The following is a 17,159-nucleotide window of genomic DNA, read 5'->3' as shown; positions in this document are numbered from 1 at the left end:
TCTTCCCGGAGCGCCGGGCGCGTGTATTGCTTCTCTACGCTATGCCTTGGAGCATCCACCTCGCCGGCCATCACCACAGCTTCCGCGATCTCCGCACGCTGCTGGCCAAGGCGACCCCGCATCGCTCCGGAGATGCTCTCGCGGGCTTGGCTGCGGAATCCGCGGAAGAGCGGGTGGCGGCCCAGTATCTCTTGGCGGACCTGCCCTTGGCGCACTTCCTTGAAGATCCGCTGATTCCCTACGAGGACAACGAGGTCACCCGCCTGATCGTCGATCGCCACGACGCCAACGCCTTCCACACGGTCTCCGCGATGTCCGTCGGAGAATTCCGCGATTGGCTGCTGGCCTACGAGACGGACTCGAAAGCACTCGCCGCCGTCGCGCCCGGGTTGACGCCGGAGATGGTGGCGGCGGTCAGCAAGATCATGGCGAATCAGGATCTGATCTTGGTCGCCTCGAAATGCGAAGTGGTGAGCCGCTTTCGCAATACCCTCGGCCTGCGCGGCCGCTTGTCCGTGCGACTGCAGCCGAATCACCCGACGGACAACATGCGCGGTATCGCCGCATCAATGCTCGATGGCCTGTTGATGGGCTGCGGGGACGCGGTGATCGGGATTAATCCCGCGACCGATCAAGTTTCCACTACCTGCGCGCTGCTGCACCTGATGGACGACCTGATCTCACGCTACGAGATCCCGACCCAGTCCTGCGTGCTGGCGCATGTGACCACACAACTTCGGGCCATCGAGCAAGGTGCGCCGGTCGATCTGGTGTTCCAGTCGATCGCCGGGTCGCAGGCCGCGAACAAGAGCTTCGGCATCAATCTGGCGCTGCTGGGCGAAGCCAGGGATGCGGCGCTGTCCCTCGGCCGCGGCACACTTGGAAACGACGGCATGTATTTCGAGACCGGCCAAGGCAGCGCGCTCTCGGCGAACGGCCATCACGGGATCGACCAGCAGACCATGGAAGCGCGTGCCTACGCGGTGGCGCGGGAGTTCTCACCGCTGCTGGTGAATACCGTGGTCGGCTTCATCGGCCCGGAATACCTCTACGATGGCAAGCAGATCATCCGCGCCGGGCTGGAAGACCATTTCTGCGGCAAGCTGCTCGGCCTGCCGATGGGCTGCGATGTCTGCTACACGAACCATGCCGAAGCCGATCAGGACGACATGGACAACCTTCTCACCCTGCTGGGCGTGGCCGGTTGCAATTACATCATGGGCGTGCCCGGTGCGGACGACATCATGCTCGGCTACCAATCGACCTCGTTTCACGATGCGCACTATCTGCGGCAAGTGCTGAACAAGCGCCCCGCGCCGGAGTTCGAGGCATGGCTGGAGAAGGCGGGCATCGCCGACAGCCAAGGCCACTTGCGCGACAACCCACCGGCGCTAGCGGACGCACCGCTCGCCCTCGGTCTTATGCCATGAGCGAGGAACTCGGGCCATCCCTGCGCCAATGGACGGACGCCCGGGTCGCGCTCGGGCGGGCGGGCGGCTCGGTGCCCTGCCGCAGCCTGCTGGATTTCCGGCTTTCGCATGCGCGGGCGCGGGATGCGGTACACCGGGACTTCGATCCCGCGGCGCTGGCGGTGGAGCTCGAAGCGAGCGGCCTGCCCCTCCTGCTGGCACCCTCCCGGGCCACCGATCGGGCGAGCTATCTTCAGCGACCGGATCTGGGCCGGTGTCTGTCGGAAGGGGCGCGAGAAGCGCTCGCGACGGCGGTCGTGCCGGAAGGCTACGATCTGGTCATCATCCTTTCCGACGGGCTATCCGCGGATGCGGCCCACGTGCAGGGCCCGCCGCTGCTACAGGCATTGCTGCCGCTGCTGGAAGGATGGCGGCTCGCGCCACTGGTCATCGCACCTTTCGCGCGGGTAGCCCTTCAGGATGAAATCGGCGCGGTGCTCGGTGCCCGCGCGGCGCTGATTTTGCTCGGGGAAAGGCCGGGACTCGGTTCACCGGACAGCCTCGGAGCTTACCTGATTCACGGGCCGCATCCCGCTTGCACGGATGCCGACCGGAACTGCGTTTCGAATATCCGGCCTGCGGGACTGCCTCCGGGGGCTGCCGCGCTACGGATTGCCTGGCTGCTACACGAGGCCCGCCGGCTCGGTTTCAGCGGCGTGGACTTGAAGGATCAAAGCCCCGGGCAGGACGGCATTTCGCTGCCGTCGTCCTAGTCCGCCGGATTTGATCTGCCGCGCCGGGGCTGGACGCGGAAAGGCCGCCCGGAGCATCCGGACGGCCTTTCTTCAACGGACGCCGGAGGGATTCAGGGAGTGACGATCAGCCGCGCGAACAGCTTTGTGCCGGGGAGTGCCAGCGCGCGGGGGATCTGGACGGTGACCCGGTCGGTCCCCGCACCGTGGAAATCGTTTTCCACCGTGATGATCACCGGGGTTGCGCCCGGCTGACCGTTCGCGGCGACGGTCCAACCTCCTAGATTGCTGCCATACTGCACCTGCGGATTCGAACCGACGGAGGCGTCGGTGCGGCGGAACACGAAGTTCAGGTGCGTGGGGCTGACGGTCAGCGTTGGCAGCAAGGCGTTGGAATTCGAAGCCGGTGGAGAGGGATCCCCGCCGAGGACGAACTCGATGCCGTTCTGGATGCCGTCCATGTCCGAATCGGCGTTGGCACCGGCACCGGTGATTCCGTTGGCCGACTCGAAGCTGGCGTAGGCATTGCCCCCGACGACTTGGATCGTGCCGTCCACCGCGAAGTTCGAGGTGTTCCACGTCAGTCCACCGGCCAGGGCCGCCGCGCTGAAGTCGAAGGTCGGAGTCCCCGAGCGGGATGCGAAGTCCGCGATGTTATAAACCTCGCCGCCGGCGGGAGTGTAGCCACTGAGGGTTACCTTGATCGTCCCGTTGGTCGCCAGTGCCCCGGTGACATTGACGCGTCCGGCCGCGGCGGCCCCGGTGACGGGGATGTCGAGGGTGGAGCCAGCCTGCAAGGTCAGACCGCCCGCGAAGCCCATGGTGCCGGTGGGGCGCACCGTGGATCCCGCGTCCACCGTCACGGTGCTGCCGCCCGCGGTGCCGCCGCCGGTCAGGGTGGTGTTCCCGGTCAGGGAGAAGGCACCGTTGAAGGAGGAAACACCCCCGATGGAGAAGGTGCCGCCGCCGTTGACCGTCAGCGCGCCCCCGCCGGTGAAGGCTCTGGGGGCGGTCACCGTGAAGCCTGACGTGTTGATCGTGGATACCGTGGCTGTAGTGAGGACGGGTGCCACGTCGAGCGGCAGGTTTGCTCCCGCGATCACCGTGCCGCCGCCGAAGTTCACCGCGGTAGTGGCATTACGCTGGATCATCCCCCAGGTGGAGGTCAGGGCCAGCGTGCCGCCGTTCAAGCTGACGGTGTCGACACCGGCGGTGTCCACGCGATTGTCCAATACCACGAACTTCGTGCTGACGGCACCGCCGCTCTGGATGAAGGAACCGGTCCCGTCCACCCCGACATAGATGCCGCCGACTTGTTCGCCGGTGCCGGAGGGAGTGGCGGTTGGAGCCGCCGTCAAGGTGAGGGTCCCGCCGCTCATATTGTAGACGCTGCTATTGGTGACGAAATGCCCGATGCGCATCCCGCCGGTATTGACCGTGATGTCGCCGCCGGTCTGATCCACCACGCCGGCCCGGGAGGCCATGTCGCCCAGGTTGTATTGGCGGGCCACGATCGTTGCGCCCGCTTCGACCGTCAGCTTGGAGACCGCAGCCGCGGTGCCGCCGCCGGAGCCGACGGAAAGCAGCGCGAGATCAAGGGTGTGCCCGGTGCCGATCACCAAGCCGCGGTCGGCCGGCAGGGTAGTCCCCATGTTGGCGTGGATTTCAGCACCGGTTCCCATCACGGTGATCGCGGGCATCACATACTCGCCGGGAGGTTGGTGGAAGCGCAGGACCGAGGGCTGGGCGTTGGTGCCGAGCTGGAGCGGCACGCCGCCCAGATCGCCGGCCAGGGTTCCGTCGCCGATCTGGAATGCCTTGGCCACCGCGGAGGTGCCGCCGCCGCCGACGATGATCTTGTCCAGCGTGGCCGCGTCCACCGTCCCGGTGAAGGTTATGTTCTCGGCAAATCCGAAGTTCGATCCGGTGATGGTGAGGATGTCATCCCCGCCGCCGGAAGTTGCGCCGCGGAGCGTGACTCCGGAGAGCAGGCCGGTGCTGGAGGACCCGATCTTCGACGCCCCCTTTACCGTGATGATTGAATTGCTGATGGCTCCGTTGCCGTCGATGCGGATCGCACCGAGGGTCGACAAGGAGGCGTCCTCAACGAAGCCGTTGCCGGTGATGGTCACATCGTTGGTCAGGATCGCCGCCGCGCCGTTCGGCCAGAGCTGCGCCCCGGATTCGATCACGATGTCCGCCGTGCCCAGCCTGGACGGTATCCCGCTCGCCGCCGCAATCCGCCAGGATCCGCTCACTGGACTTTCGAGGATGAAGGTTCCGGCGAAGTTCGGGCTGTTGCCGTTCAGGATCACCTCGCGGAGACCGGTCGATCCGACCGCGGCGTGAGGATTGAGCCGCACCGTTCCGGTTCCTGCGAAATTCGCCGCAACCGTCAGGTTCGCGTCGTTCTGGAAGAAGCGCAGGGCACCGGGGCCCGACACGGTCAAATCGCCGCCCAGCGAGTTGATCGGTGCTGCGGCTCCCAGGCTGAGCACCGTCCCCGCGGTGGCGATGTCGAGGGTGCCGCCGCTGGTCCCGACGCTGAGCGTCTTGTTCGTCGTTTCGGAAGGACCGCTGAGAGAAAGCGTGCCACCATCGATCAGGATATTGTTTCCCGTTCCGAGCGCGGAAGGCTGGCCAAGCATCCCGATCATGGGCACGGAGAGGATTCCTCCGTTGATCGTGACCGGACCGAAGAAGTCGTGTCCGGTTCCGCTGATTGTCAGGGTCCCGGTGTTCGTTTTGACCAGCTTGGAGGCACCGCTGATGATGCCGGTCCCGGCGAAGGTGAAGTTTTGCGCGGAATCCACGTTCACCGTTCCGGGGATCAGGGTGCCCGACAGGTTGATCGGCGGCACGGCCGATCCACTCGTGAAGTTCACGGTGTCGAGGTTCATGAAGGCCGAGGCCGGTCCGCCGTTCGAGAATGCCGCGGTCGAGTTGAGGTCCCAGGTATTGGTGGTGCCGTTGCCGACCCATTCGAGGAACGCGGCGCTTCCGGTGACATCCAGCGAGACCGTGTTCGGGATCGTGGTCGTACTCAGGGCGAAGCTCTGGCGCGTGCTCGCGGGAAGTCCCGATAGGGTGAGATTCGCGCTCGAGCCGGTGAGGGTTCCGAGCCAGGAAATCAGCGGAAGCGAGCCCGGGAAGTATCCACCGGTGGTCGGGGTTACCTGAACTTCGGTGGATCCGGCGAAGCTCAGATCGCCTTCTGCGGACAGGGCATCGCCTAGGAATCCGGTTTCCCCGTCGACGTCCATCACGATGGTCCCGCCCCCCGCGAAGGATAGGTTGCCGGTGACGGTTGCGAGGGTCTGGCTGGCGATTGCCCCGTTGCGGACCGACTGGGCGATCTCGACATCCGCGCCTGCGCCGATGGTGACCGAGCCCATGACGTCGGCACCTGTCCCTCCGTTTTCACGCCCGAATCTCAGCAGATTGCTTACATTCTGGGGAGCAGCGAGCAATGAGGCATCGAGCACCGCTCCGGACGCCATGGTGATGTCCGCGGAGAGGAGTGGCAGGGTTCCCAAGCGCAGGGTGCCCCCCGCGATGTTGGTGGCACCGGTGAAGCCGATTGCTCCGTTCAAAGCCAAGGTGCCCGTGCTGGTTTTGTTAAGGGCCCCGGAGCCGTTGACCGCTCCGTTCAGATTGAGCGTCCCTCCGGGGTTGATGGCATTCGTCGGCGCGCTGAGCGTGATATCCCCGCCATACGCGGCCGTCCCACCCGAGCCGTGGGTGAAGTTGCCCCCGTTCAGGTTGAGGGCGCGGGTCATCGTATTGTTGTTTTCGTACAGGAGGAAGGTCCCGCCGGTGTTCACCGTGACGGTTCCCGTGCCGTCGAAAAACGAACCGGTTTCCACCCCGAAGGATCCCTGGTTGATGATGATATCGCCGCCACCCACGATGGTGGTGCCCACGAGTGAAACCTGACCTGTCCCGGTTTTGGTGATCGTGAAGCCGTTCTGGAACAGCCGTGCCGTGGCACCCCCGCCGCGGACATCCCAGCGGTTCGCGCCGCCGAAGGTGACGTTTCCGGTCAATTCCATCTGCTGAAAGACCTGGGTCTGACCGGCCCCCGTATTGACGATCGCACCCGCGCCGTCCCAGCCGGTGCCGGCCACCTTGATGTACTCCGTTCCGATGTTCAGGCCGTTGACGTTGAGGGTGCCGCCGGCTTCCACTTCGGTGAAATCGACCACCGTGGGCTCTCCCGGACCGGTGGTGGCGGTGGTCTGGAGATCCTTGTTGCCGAGGCTGCCGGCATTGTCCAAGCGGAGCGATGCGCCCGATTTGATTTGAACCGAGCCGCCGAAGGAATTCGCGATATTACCCAGGGCCATGGAGGCCGGCCCGTTCGGGGCGACGATCTCGAAACCATTGCTGGTATTGATCGCGCGATCGATACGCGCGATGATCACATTCGCAGCCCTAGGGTTGATGGTGAACGTCGGTTTATTGGCACCATCATCCAGATTCAGGAGGTTGTTGCCGCCGATGATATAGGCGTGCGACGCGGTGGCGGTATCCCGGAAGGTGAGATTCCCGATGGTGCGGAGGGAATTCACCGAGATCGTGCGGTCCGCGGTAATGTCGATGTCGAAGGTCGCGGTGGAACCCGAGCCGTCGGCAATGATATTTCCCTGCCAGTTTGCTGCGGTTGCCCAGTCGCCGTTGTTATTGAGCGTCCAAGAGCCGCTGGCTGCTTTTGCCCGATGGCCGGATAGCGAAAAGGCAAGTGCGATAGACATCACCGCTAGCGGAGAATAGCGGCGGGAGATTCGTACGCGGACGAAGGTGTATTTGGATTTCATGGGTTTTTGGGTCGGGGTCTATCAAATGGCGCTTTGCGGGCAGCTAATGGTGCCATCTCGCAAAAAAGGTGAGGGTAAATCACATTTTTAACGCCAATTAGCATCTAGTTGGACGAAGATGTCCTATCCCAGCAAGCCGTAAATTGGCTTTGTCTGCGAAAAATTGCGAATTTCTGTGGTTTCGCGACTATGCCCGAAAATCCCTATGGGATTGGCGGACAACAGCGCTCCAGCCAAGCGAGATACTCCGGCGATCCATTTATTACGGACAACGCCAGGATCTCGGGAACTTCGTAGGGATGGAGTTCGTGGATAGCGGCCTCCAACTCGGCATAGCGGGTGGTTTTGATGAAGGCCAGGATCTCGCCGGCCTGCTCGACTTTGCCCTCCCAGCGGTAGATCGATTCCACGCCCGGGAGAAGGTTGACGCAGGCCGCCACTTGCCTTTCCACCAATGCCGCGCCAATCTGTCGCGCCTGCTCGATGTCGGGGAAGGTGCAGAGGATGACGACGGCGTTTTCCATGGCTGCAAGCTAAGCCGACGAAAGGCCAAAAATGAACCGCCAAGACACCAAGAACTCCAAGTTTCCGATCCCTGCCTTGGCTGGGCGAGCTTGGTGTCTTGGCGGTAAATCCCTCCTTCTTCCGATTTGAAACCCGGCTTCCTTGATAAACTGCTCGCCCGGATCGACCGGATCGATCCGGCGGAGGCGCGCCAGCTTCTTGACCGGCTGGTGCGGGAGAAGGGGTTTTTGGAACAAGTCTTCGAGGCGCTGCACGAGGGGGTGATCGTGCTGGATGACGAAGGGGAGATCTCCTTCATCAACGGGGCCGCCTGCCGGTTTTTCGGGATCGATCCGGAGAATGCCACGGGGACACTGCTGCCGGCGCGGATTCCGGGGCTGGATTGGGACTCGCTGGTGAAGCCGGGGATGGTGGTGTCCCGGGACATCGAGATCTTCTATCCGGAGAACCGCTTCCTGAATTTCTACCTCTCGCCGATCCGTCATGACAACCTGCCCAAGGCGGCTTTTGGCTGGGTGATGCTGGTGCGTGACCTGACCACGACCCGGGCCGAGGCCGAACAGACGCTGGAGTCGGAGCGCTTGAACGCGTTGACCCTGCTCGCCGCGGGGGTGGCCCACGAGATCGGCAACCCGCTGAACTCGCTGGACATCCACCTCCAGCTCCTGGCCCGCAAGCTGCGCAAGCTGCCGCCGGGCGACCGCGGCCCGCTGGAGGAAAACCTCGCGACCGCCCGCAACGAGATCAAACGGCTGGATACGATCCTGCGGCAGTTCCTGCAGGCGATCCGCCCGACCACGCCGAACCGCGAGCGTTGCGATCTGCCGAAGATCCTGTCGGATGCGGTCAAGCTGCTGGAGCCGGAGCTCGAGGCCCGCGGCGTGGCGGTCGAGCTATCGCTGGCACCGGATTTCCCGCTGATGGAGGTGGATGCCGGGCAGTTCCAGCAGGTCTTCTACAACCTCTTGAGGAATGCCTTCCAAGCCATCGGTGGCGAGAAGGGCGTGATCCGGGTGCAGGCCAAGGCCAATGATTTCGAGGCCACCTTTACCATCGAGGACAACGGCACCGGGATCCCGCCGGAGCAGATGGGCTCGCTCTTCGAGCCCTACCGCACCACCAAGCAGTCCGGCACCGGACTGGGCCTCTTGATTGTTCGCCGCGTGGTCCGCGAGCACGGCGGGGAAATCGAGATCCAGAGCGAACCCGGTAGCGGGACAAGGGTTCTGATTCATCTGCCAAGAGGACCTAGGCCGGTAAGGTTGCTGGAGGCGGACCGGGTGATCGACATTGATTGAGAATGACGAATTCAGAATTTCCGAATGTCGAATGAAGTGTGTTCTTGAATGAAGGAGGGAGATTCCAGCAGAGAGCCGCGGCTGAGTGGTTGCGAGCTGTGTAATTCGCCGCGCCACCCTTGATTGCCCCTGACCTTCACCTTCCCTCTTAAACACACTTCATTCGACATTCGGGAATTCTGAATTCGTCATTTGGCCCGCCACTTCATTCGTCATTCTCTTCCATGACTCCCACCCTCCTCATCGCCGACGACGAACGCGCCACCCGCGACGGATTGCGCTCCGCCCTGGAGGAAGAATTCGACGTCTTCACGGCCTCGAACCACGCGGAGGCCATGTCCGTGCTGAAGTCCGAGCCGATCGACCTGCTGCTGACCGACCTACGGATGGGCGGGGATTCGGGGATGGATCTCCTGAGCGATGCCATGAAGCTGCCCACCCCGCCAGTGGCGATCATGATGACCGCCTACGGCTCGGTGGACACGGCAGTGGAGGCGATGCGGCGCGGTGCCTGGCACTTCGTGACCAAGCCGCTGAACCTCGACGAGGTGGAGATGCTGCTCAAGCGGGCCCTGCGCAACCGCAAGCTCGAGACGGAGAATACCCAGCTCCGCGCGCAGATTTCGGATTCCTCCGGCTTGGAGCGCCTGGCGGGGAAATCGCCGGCGATCCAGCGGGTGATCGAAGTGGTCCGGCAGGTCGCACCGACCCGGGCGACGGTGCTGATCGAGGGCGAATCCGGCACCGGCAAGGAGGTCGTGGCCCACGCGATTCATCGCCTGAGCGGGCGGCCGGCGGAGAAACTGGTGATCGTCCATTGCGCGGCGCTCGCCCCGCAGATTTTGGAGAGCGAGCTCTTCGGCCACGAGAAGGGTGCCTTCACCGGTGCGGTCCAGCGGCGGATCGGGCGCTTCGAGCAGGCCGATGGCGGCACGCTGTTCCTCGATGAGATCGGGGAGATCGATGCTTCGATCCAGGTGAAGCTGCTGCGGGCCCTGTCCGAGCGGACGATCGAGCGGGTCGGCTCGAACAACACGGTGAAGGTGGATGTCCGCCTGGTGGCCGCGACTAACAAGAACCTGGCGGCGATGGTCGCCCGCGGCGATTTCCGGGAAGATCTCTACTTCCGGCTGAATGTCGTGCGGGTCGGGATGCCCCCGCTGCGGGAGCGGGCGGAGGATATCGTGCTGCTGGCCGGAACCTTCCTGAAGGAATTCGCGGAAGAGAACGGGCGGCCGGTCAAGCCGCTGAGCGATGCCGCGATCCTCCGCATCATGGAGTATCCGTGGCCGGGAAATGTCCGCGAACTGCGCACCGCGATCGAGCATGGGGTGGTGATGAGCAATGACCCGGTGATCGACCTGCGGCATCTGCCCGCCTCGGTGCTGGGGGAGGCGCCGCTGCCGTCGCCCGCGGTGACGGTGCCGATAGATGGCAAAATCACCCTTGCCGCCCCCCGCGAATTCAACTTGCATGCGCTCGAAACCAGCGCCATCCGCTCCGCCTTGGCACAAGCCGGAGGCAACCGGACGCGGGCCGCCGAGCTCCTCGGCATCAGCCGCCGCACCCTCCAGCGAAAGCTGAAGGAGGAGGAGGTCTGAAGCCCCTGTAACGGCGCCCCGACCGATCCACATGAGCAGCCCCACGACCTCGCATTTCGAAACGGCGGTGATGATCCGCAGGATCTTGTTCTTCCTGTTCCTGATCAGCTTCACCCTGCTCAACCTCTTCCCCCTTTTCCGAGGCCTCGACACGCCGCAGGCCATGGAGCAAGCGGCGATCGCCCGCGAGATCGCGCGCGGGGAGGGCTTCGTGACCAAGATGGTCCGGCCACTCGCTTACTATGAGGCGCAGAAGACCAACAACGGCGGGCGGGTGCCTTTCACCAATTTCCGGGACACCTACCACGCGCCGCTCAATCCCCTGATCCTGGGAGCCGTGCTGAAGCTGGTGGGGGCCGACGAGCCAGGTGCCTGGCCGATGACCAACAACGAGTATATTTTCCCGCTCGATCGCATCGTCGCCTTGGTCTCGACCCTGTTTTTCCTGATGTCGATCGGGGTAACCTACCTGTTGGTGGGCCGGATCTTCGATCCCAAGATCGCCGGGGTCACGGCGCTGCTGATGCTGCTCTGTGACCTGATGTGGCAGTTTTCGCAGAGCGGGCTACCGCAGATGCTGCTGCTCCTGCTGTTTTCCTGCGGCCTGTATTTCACCTACCGGGCGATGGAAGCGGCCGAGGAGGGGCGTTCGAGCTTCGGGATGGCGCTGCTTGGCGGTGCGTTTTTCGTGCTGATGGCGCTGGCGCACTGGATCGCGATCTGGATTTTCCTGGGCTACGCGATCTTCGTGGCGGTGGCCTTCAAGCCGCGCGGGGCGATCGCCCTGGCGGGGCTCGGGATGCTGGCGATCGCGATCATTTTCCCGCTGATCCGCTCCAATGACATTACCGGCCAGCCCTTCGGCACCGGCTTCTACGTCTTCTACAATGGTCTGGCCGGCGGTGCTGAATCCGTGGTCATGCGCAACCACGACCTGCAGAGCGAGCCGCTGAGGCTCGACGGGCTGATCGTGAAGGTGCTGGGCACCACCTTGGTGCAGGCCTCGGACTTGCTTCCCTTCCTGGGCGGAATCCTCGCCGCGCCGATCTTCTTTCTGGCCCTGCTGCATCCCTTCAAACGCCGCACCATCGCGAGCTTCCGCTGGGGGATCCTGCTGATGTGGGCCTTCGCGGCGCTGGGGATGGCGGTATTCGGCATCGACCGCGAGCGTTCGACCAATCCGAATCAGATCCACATTCTCTTCGCGCCGGTGATGGCCGCCTATGGTCTGGCCTTCATCTCGATCCTATGGAGCCGGCTGGACGTGGTGGCAAACGTGCCCTTCCTGCGGAATGCCCACTTCATCACGATTATCGTATTGTCCGCGGCACCGATGCTGCTGACCACGCCGAACAAGGTGCGGCTGACCATGCAGTTCAGTAAAAACGGCTTCCCCTGGCCGCACTACCGCGCGGACGTCCTGAGCAAGAGCCTGCCGGAATTGATGAAAGTCCGGCGCGGCGGCGGGACGGAAGCGGCCAAGGTGGTGGTCTCCGACCAGCCTTGGGCGGTCGCTTGGTATGCCGATACGGTCTGCGTCTGGCTGCCGAAGAACAAGAAGGGCTTCGACAAGATGGAGGCCGATGCCGAAGCGCTGGGCACGCCATTCGCGGGAATCCTGACCACCCCCAGTTCGATCGAAGCCGGCACGCCCGGACTTGTCCAAGGCCAGTATTCCGATCTCAGCTCCTTGGTTTTCAACGGTTACATCTATTCGCTGACTTACGGCGGCCCGCAGAATCCCGTCTACAATATCATGCAGCTCGATTCGAAAACCCAAGGGCTGTGGGCACGCTACGGGTCGATGACCCGCCTGGTGGGAGGCGATTTCGTTTGGTATGGCAGCCGCAACACCGCGCAGGAGGAATCATCCCGTTGATGGCCCGCAAGAAAAACGACACCACGGCCGAGTCCGTGGAGGGAACCAGCTTCGAAAGCGCCCTCGATGAGTTGGAAGCCATCGTCGCGGCGATGGAGGAGGAGCAACTTCCGCTTGAGGAATTGGTGTCCCGCTACGAAAAGGGCTCGAAATTACTCGCGCGCTGCGAGACGGTCCTCGCCTCCGCCCGGAAACGCCTCCAAACCATCTCCGCGAAAGCCGCCGATGACGCCGCGGCGATTTCGGGGGCAGACGAAAAATCTCCGGATGAAAACGATGACGAACCTGCCGGCCACGCCACCGGCACCCCGGACGACCACGACGACGATGACGACATCCGCCTCTTCTGAGCATTCTGCCCTCGGCCCTCTTCTAGCGGCCATCCGATCGCCTGAAGACGTCAAAGCGCTTCCCGAGTCCGATCTCATCAAGCTGGCCGCGGAAATCCGCCACTCGCTGATCACCTGCCTGTCCCGCACCGGCGGGCACCTCGGGCCGAATCTCGGGGTCGTGGAGCTCTCCGTGGCGCTGCACCGGGTCTTCTCCACGCCGCAGGACTCCTTTGTTTTCGACGTGGCCCACCAGGGCTACGTGCACAAGATGCTCACCGGCCGGGCTGACCGGATCCACACGATCCGGACCTACGAGGGCCTGAACGGCTTCCTGCTGCGGACCGAATCCCAGCACGACAGCTACGGCGCAGGCCACGCTGGCACCGCGCTCTCCGCCGCGCTAGGGATGGCCGCCGCCAGAGATTTGGCGAAGGAGGACAGCCATGTGGTGGCGGTCGCCGGGGACGCCGCCTTCACCTGCGGGCCGACGCTCGAGGCGCTGAACAACATCGCCGAGACGACCAAGCGCTTCATCGTGGTGCTGAACGACAACGAGTGGTCGATCGACAAGAACGTCGGGGCGATCGCGCGCTACTTCAACGCGCTGCAGACCCACTCGACCTATGCCAGCGTGCGCAATTCGGCCGCGGATTTCGTCGAAAAGGTCGCGGGGAAGGCGGTCCGCAAGCTCGCCCACAAGGTCGAGGAAGGCGCGAAGAACCTGCTTTTCCCGAACGTCCTCTTCGAGAAATTCGGGCTGCGCTACTACGGGCCGATCGATGGTCACGACCTGCCGCTGCTGGTCCGCACCTTCGAGCATCTCAAGACGCTCAACGAGCCGGTGGTGCTCCACATCATCACCGAGAAGGGCCGCGGCTATCAGCCGGCGCTCGACAATCCGGGGAAATTCCACGGCCTCGGTGCCTACAAGATCGAGGACGGCTCGACGGACTTGTCCGCGACGCCGACTTGCTCGGACATTTTCGGGCGCACCGTCACCGACATGGCGAAGGCCGACGAGAAGGTGGTGGCGATCACGGCCGCCATGCCCGGCGGCACCAAGCTGGAGATCTTCAAGAACGAGTTGCCCGCGCGTTATTACGATGTGGGCATCGCGGAGGAGCACGCCGCGCTTTTCGCCTGCGGGATGGCGACGAAGGGCTACAAGCCCTTCCTGGCGATCTATTCCACCTTCATGCAGCGCGCCTACGACATGATCATCCATGACATGGCGCTGCAGGGTCTCCCGGTGCGCTTGTGCATGGACCGCGGCGGCTTGTCCGGCGACGATGGCCCGACGCACCACGGGCTTTTCGACATCGGCTACCTGCGCCCCGTTCCCGGGATCGTCCACATGCAGCCGGCCAACGAGGCCGAGTTCGTGGCGATGCTGAAGTGGATGTCGGGTTACGAAAATGGTCCTTCGGCGATCCGTTATCCGCGTGGCACGATCAATGGCTCCGCGCTGGACGCTCCGGTCGCGCCGATCGAACTCGGCAAGGCGATCGTCGCCGCGGAGGGCACGGATGTCGTGCTGATCGGTCTCGGCACGATGTTCGGCATGGCGGAGAAGGCCAAGGCGATGCTGGAAGAGAAGGGTCTCTCGGTCGCGCTGGTGAACCCGCGTTTCATCAAGCCGCTGGATAACACGGTCATCGAACGCCTGGCCAAGCAGTGCAAGGTGGTCTGCACCTTCGAGGATCACGTGCTGCACAACGGTTTCGGCTGCGGGGTGATCGAATTGCTTTCGGACGCCCACATCACGACTCCGGTCGAGCGGATCGGCTGGCCGGACGCGTTCGTCGAGCACGGCAAGCCGGACATCCTGATGAAACTCCATGGCCTGACCGCGGAGGCGGCGGTGGAGAAGGTGATGCGGTATTTCTAACGGACGCAGTTCGCCATGGCCGAGTTCATCGACAAGGTCGCGACCGAGTGGATCGAGGTCCGTGCCAAGCACGTCTGCGTGCGCAAGGGGCATCCGACCTTCGTGCAGTTGAAGCAACTCCGCGAACTGTTCGCGGCAGATGGCTTGCCGGTGGCGAGTGCTTTCTGGATCACCCGCGACAAGCGCATCCACTTCAAGCCGAACTTCCCGGCTTCCCTGCGGCCCGCGGTGCGGGCGATCATGGATTCGTAGCGCGAAGGGCGGCACGGCTCTAAACCTCGGAGAGGTTTCATCCTATAGCCCCGGGTTGGGCCGACGCGTCCTTCATAGCCCGTGGGCGGAGGAGGACGCAGGAGGTCCTACCCGGGGGAAAATGAGAGATATGCAACCCCGACGGGGGTGCAGCGGGCGTATGGGGCCATCCGTTCCCGCATCGGCTAAGGAGGAGCGCCAAGGCCCCCCGGCAGTCGTGCATGATGCATCCTTGCGAATGTAATCGGGCCGAACATTGCAAAATGCCGTTTGGGTCGGATAGCGCTTGAATGCAACCGATTGAAAATCAGGGATCGGCCCGGCAGGCACGGCGCTTGCGATAAGTGTTTTGCATGAAACACCTCCTTATTGGCGCAAGCATCCTTTCCGCCCTCGTCCTGACGCAGTGCGACAAGGCCGAGCATCAGGTCGCGAAGATCGAGAGCAAAGCCGACATGTCCTTTGCCAAGAACACCTTCGAGTCCTTGGCCAAGGGCGAAAGCTCCGTGTTCGATAAGATCGATTGGGCGATGCTCAACTCGATGGGCGAGAACATTGGGGCAGCTTACACGTTGCTGCCCTCCGAGACCCAAAAGCGGGATTTTGAAACCTCTTTCGTCACCCAGTTCGCCTCGGAATTCCAGAAGGCGGGCGGCACCCCGGATCAATTCACGAACTGGCGCGTGAGCGGCCATGACGATATCAAGACGGAGGTGGCCGCGGATTCCGGCACTGGAACCATCACGATCACCGTGACGGAGCGTGACGGGAAAGAGCGCGTCTCCGGCTTGGGCTTCATCCGCTGAACGGCGGAGTCCATCGCTTCAAGGAATGGCCGGCTTCCGGGGGGATGCCGGCCTTTTGGCGCTCCGTTAGATGCGCCGAAGAAGAATCAACCCGGCGCGAGGGTGGGGGCCACTGACTTTACTGCATCCATAAAGCAGGGAAATCCCGGGCTCCAGCCGCGCGCAGTCAGCTTCTTGTTAGAAACTTGCTTGTGGGTCCAACCGCGCTTCCGGTCGGGGTCGCGCGGGCCGGATGGGGGCAGGGGAAGGCTGAAGATCCGGCTCAGGGCTTGATAGCATTCGAGCTGGGTAAGCGGCACCGAGTCGGCCACATTGTAGGCTTCTCCCGGGGTAGGGCATGTCGCGAGCTTCAAGACCGCCGCGGCTGCATCGTCACGGTGGATCTGGTTCAGGTAGCGCCGGCCGTCTTCCTCGATCAGCGCCTCACCGCTCAGGAACTTCTTCAGGATCACGCTTCGGCTCGGTCCGTAGATCCCTGCCAGCCGTGCGACGATGCCGCCCTTAGAAAGAACCAAGTCCTCCGCCTCCCGTAGGATCTTCCCCGTCTCACGATCCGGTTCCGCAGGACTCTCCTCCGTAACCACCGACCCATCCACCTGCGCATAGACCGAGGTGCTCGAGGTGAAGAGCAGCGGCACGCCGGGGAAGCGCCCGGTGAGATTGCGGCAACCATCGAGGTATACCGCGCGGTAGCGATCCTCGCCACCCCGTCCGGAAGCGGCGCAGTGGACGATGAAGTCCGGGTTCGCCTGCAGGGCCGCCACGGAAGCCGGGGCGGAAAGATCGCAGGCGATTGAATCCTCGCCACCGGACAGCGACAGGGCAACGACCTCCCAACCCGCCCCGCGGAAGCCGCGGGCAATTGCCTCGCCCAGATAACCGTGGCCGCAGAGGAGAAGGGTTCGCACGAGGCTCTTTTCGCGCCGGGTGCGGCGGATGTAAAGGAGGCCGCGTATTTCGCTGGAGGTGCCGGGCGCCCTTCGAAAAAGCTGTCCCTCGCCCCATGACGGAAGACGACATCATCGCCCATATCGCCAGCCACTGCGCGGAGGTCCAGATCGAGATCGACCGGGGCAACCACTTCTTCTTCGCACCGGGAGAGAAGAAGTTTCCTTTCGTGACCTTGGTGATCAGCGACCAGTACGACAAGGCCTCGGACTTGAATCGCCCCGGCGTCTATCGCCTGAACATCGGCATTGAGAAGGAGACCTATCACTCCCATTTTGGCCGAGCGCCGGGATGGGCGGCACCGGATGGCGTGGTCGATACCGGCCATGATTTCACCGCCTTGGACCAACTCATGCCGCATCCCGTCTACGCGCCGATGAACTGGATCTGCGCCTTGAGTCCGTCCGGCGCGACCTTTGAAACTCTGAAGCCGCTGCTCGCCGAGGCCTACGAGATCGCGGTAAAGCGAAGTAGGAGCGATCCCCGTAGGCCCGCCCCATGCCTGCCCCCCGGGACCGCGGAGCCTCCGGCCCGCAGAACGGTCCCTTGATGAGTCGGCACGGAAAGGCAGGCAGCACCACGACGGCGCTACCCATACACGCCCTCGGCGTGCCCCCGGCATCCCAAGTGGCTTCTGCGGTGCAGAGCCTCC

Annotated in this window: 13 protein-coding genes; 10 read left to right on the top strand and 3 right to left on the bottom strand. The window is 63.6% G+C overall.

Going from position 1 to position 17,159, the window contains the following annotated elements:
- Positions 1-41 precede the first annotated feature (41 nt).
- Positions 42-1,430, top strand: a complete 1,389-nt coding sequence (locus ABWK72_RS11475) for an ethanolamine ammonia-lyase subunit EutB (protein ID WP_367874928.1) — start codon at positions 42-44, stop codon at positions 1,428-1,430.
- Positions 1,427-2,182: an ethanolamine ammonia-lyase subunit EutC gene (eutC, locus tag ABWK72_RS11470; protein ID WP_367874927.1), complete on the top strand. Its 756-nt coding sequence runs from the start codon at positions 1,427-1,429 to the stop codon at positions 2,180-2,182. Before ABWK72_RS11475 ends, eutC begins: the two co-directional genes overlap by 4 nt.
- Before the next feature lie 92 nt (positions 2,183-2,274).
- Here the strand turns inward: eutC and ABWK72_RS11465 are convergent, their stop codons facing one another.
- Complete coding sequence (locus ABWK72_RS11465) at positions 2,275-6,978, bottom strand: beta strand repeat-containing protein (RefSeq protein ID WP_367874926.1); 4,704 nt, start codon at positions 6,976-6,978, stop codon at positions 2,275-2,277.
- Positions 6,979-7,181: 203 nt separating this feature from the next.
- The gene (cutA, locus tag ABWK72_RS11460) at positions 7,182-7,502 is read right to left on the bottom strand and encodes a divalent-cation tolerance protein CutA (protein ID WP_367874925.1); all 321 of its coding nucleotides are present in this window, start codon (positions 7,500-7,502) and stop codon (positions 7,182-7,184) included.
- 126 nt (positions 7,503-7,628) lie between these two features.
- Between cutA and ABWK72_RS11455 the strand changes: the two genes are divergently transcribed.
- The 7 genes from ABWK72_RS11455 to ABWK72_RS11425 all read left to right on the top strand — a co-directional run bounded on the left by ABWK72_RS11455 (position 7,629) and on the right by ABWK72_RS11425 (position 15,559).
- Positions 7,629-8,801, top strand: a complete 1,173-nt coding sequence (locus tag ABWK72_RS11455; protein WP_367874924.1) for a PAS domain-containing sensor histidine kinase — start codon at positions 7,629-7,631, stop codon at positions 8,799-8,801.
- A gap of 224 nt (positions 8,802-9,025) precedes the next feature.
- Positions 9,026-10,402, top strand: coding sequence for a sigma-54-dependent transcriptional regulator (locus tag ABWK72_RS11450; protein ID WP_367874923.1), 1,377 nt, complete (start codon positions 9,026-9,028; stop codon positions 10,400-10,402).
- Between the two features lie 31 nt (positions 10,403-10,433).
- Positions 10,434-12,281, top strand: coding sequence for an ArnT family glycosyltransferase (locus ABWK72_RS11445; protein ID WP_367874922.1), 1,848 nt, complete (start codon positions 10,434-10,436; stop codon positions 12,279-12,281).
- Positions 12,281-12,631 carry an exodeoxyribonuclease VII small subunit gene (gene xseB / locus ABWK72_RS11440; RefSeq protein WP_367874921.1) on the top strand — a complete coding sequence of 117 codons (351 nt, stop codon included), beginning with the start codon at positions 12,281-12,283 and terminating at the stop codon, positions 12,629-12,631. Before ABWK72_RS11445 ends, xseB begins: the two co-directional genes overlap by 1 nt.
- The gene (gene dxs, locus ABWK72_RS11435) at positions 12,609-14,501 is read left to right on the top strand and encodes a 1-deoxy-D-xylulose-5-phosphate synthase (protein WP_367875336.1); all 1,893 of its coding nucleotides are present in this window, start codon (positions 12,609-12,611) and stop codon (positions 14,499-14,501) included. The genes xseB and dxs overlap by 23 nt, the downstream gene beginning before the upstream one ends.
- A gap of 15 nt (positions 14,502-14,516) precedes the next feature.
- Entirely contained in the window at positions 14,517-14,753 is a 237-nt protein-coding gene (locus tag ABWK72_RS11430) for a hypothetical protein (RefSeq protein ID WP_367874920.1), read from the top strand.
- A 353-nt stretch (positions 14,754-15,106) separates the two neighbouring features.
- Entirely contained in the window at positions 15,107-15,559 is a 453-nt protein-coding gene (locus tag ABWK72_RS11425) for a hypothetical protein (RefSeq protein WP_367874919.1), read from the top strand.
- An 86-nt stretch (positions 15,560-15,645) separates the two neighbouring features.
- Here ABWK72_RS11425 and ABWK72_RS11420 read toward each other — a convergent pair whose 3' ends face one another.
- The gene (locus ABWK72_RS11420; protein WP_367874918.1) at positions 15,646-16,467 is read right to left on the bottom strand and encodes an NAD-dependent epimerase/dehydratase family protein; all 822 of its coding nucleotides are present in this window, start codon (positions 16,465-16,467) and stop codon (positions 15,646-15,648) included.
- 95 nt (positions 16,468-16,562) lie between these two features.
- On the opposite strand from ABWK72_RS11420, the gene ABWK72_RS11415 reads away from it, so the two are divergent.
- The gene (locus ABWK72_RS11415; RefSeq protein WP_367874917.1) at positions 16,563-17,057 is read left to right on the top strand and encodes a DUF6194 family protein; all 495 of its coding nucleotides are present in this window, start codon (positions 16,563-16,565) and stop codon (positions 17,055-17,057) included.
- Positions 17,058-17,159: the final 102 nt, after the last annotated feature.

The sequence above is a fragment of the Luteolibacter sp. Populi genome (genome assembly GCF_040801775.1).
In the GTDB taxonomy this organism is placed as follows: domain Bacteria; phylum Verrucomicrobiota; class Verrucomicrobiia; order Verrucomicrobiales; family Akkermansiaceae; genus Haloferula.
Note: the sequence above shows the minus strand (reverse complement) of the source record. Positions and strands in the feature narration are given on the sequence as shown.

What these genes read in the sequence shown, in the direction of transcription:
- ABWK72_RS11425 (WP_367874919.1), top strand. Translation starts at nt 15,107, where the DNA reads ATGAAACACCTCCTTATTGGCGCAAGCATCCTTTCCGCCCTCGTCCTG.
- ABWK72_RS11445 (WP_367874922.1), top strand. Translation starts at nt 10,434, where the DNA reads ATGAGCAGCCCCACGACCTCGCATTTCGAAACGGCGGTGATGATCCGC.
- eutC (WP_367874927.1), top strand. Translation starts at nt 1,427, where the DNA reads ATGAGCGAGGAACTCGGGCCATCCCTGCGCCAATGGACGGACGCCCGG.
- ABWK72_RS11430 (WP_367874920.1), top strand. Translation starts at nt 14,517, where the DNA reads ATGGCCGAGTTCATCGACAAGGTCGCGACCGAGTGGATCGAGGTCCGT.
- ABWK72_RS11450 (WP_367874923.1), top strand. Translation starts at nt 9,026, where the DNA reads ATGACTCCCACCCTCCTCATCGCCGACGACGAACGCGCCACCCGCGAC.
- ABWK72_RS11475 (WP_367874928.1), top strand. Translation starts at nt 42, where the DNA reads ATGCCTTGGAGCATCCACCTCGCCGGCCATCACCACAGCTTCCGCGAT.
- ABWK72_RS11415 (WP_367874917.1), top strand. Translation starts at nt 16,563, where the DNA reads ATGACGGAAGACGACATCATCGCCCATATCGCCAGCCACTGCGCGGAG.
- cutA (WP_367874925.1), bottom strand. Translation starts at nt 7,502, where the DNA reads ATGGAAAACGCCGTCGTCATCCTCTGCACCTTCCCCGACATCGAGCAG.
- ABWK72_RS11465 (WP_367874926.1), bottom strand. Translation starts at nt 6,978, where the DNA reads ATGAAATCCAAATACACCTTCGTCCGCGTACGAATCTCCCGCCGCTAT.
- dxs (WP_367875336.1), top strand. Translation starts at nt 12,609, where the DNA reads ATGACGACATCCGCCTCTTCTGAGCATTCTGCCCTCGGCCCTCTTCTA.
- xseB (WP_367874921.1), top strand. Translation starts at nt 12,281, where the DNA reads ATGGCCCGCAAGAAAAACGACACCACGGCCGAGTCCGTGGAGGGAACC.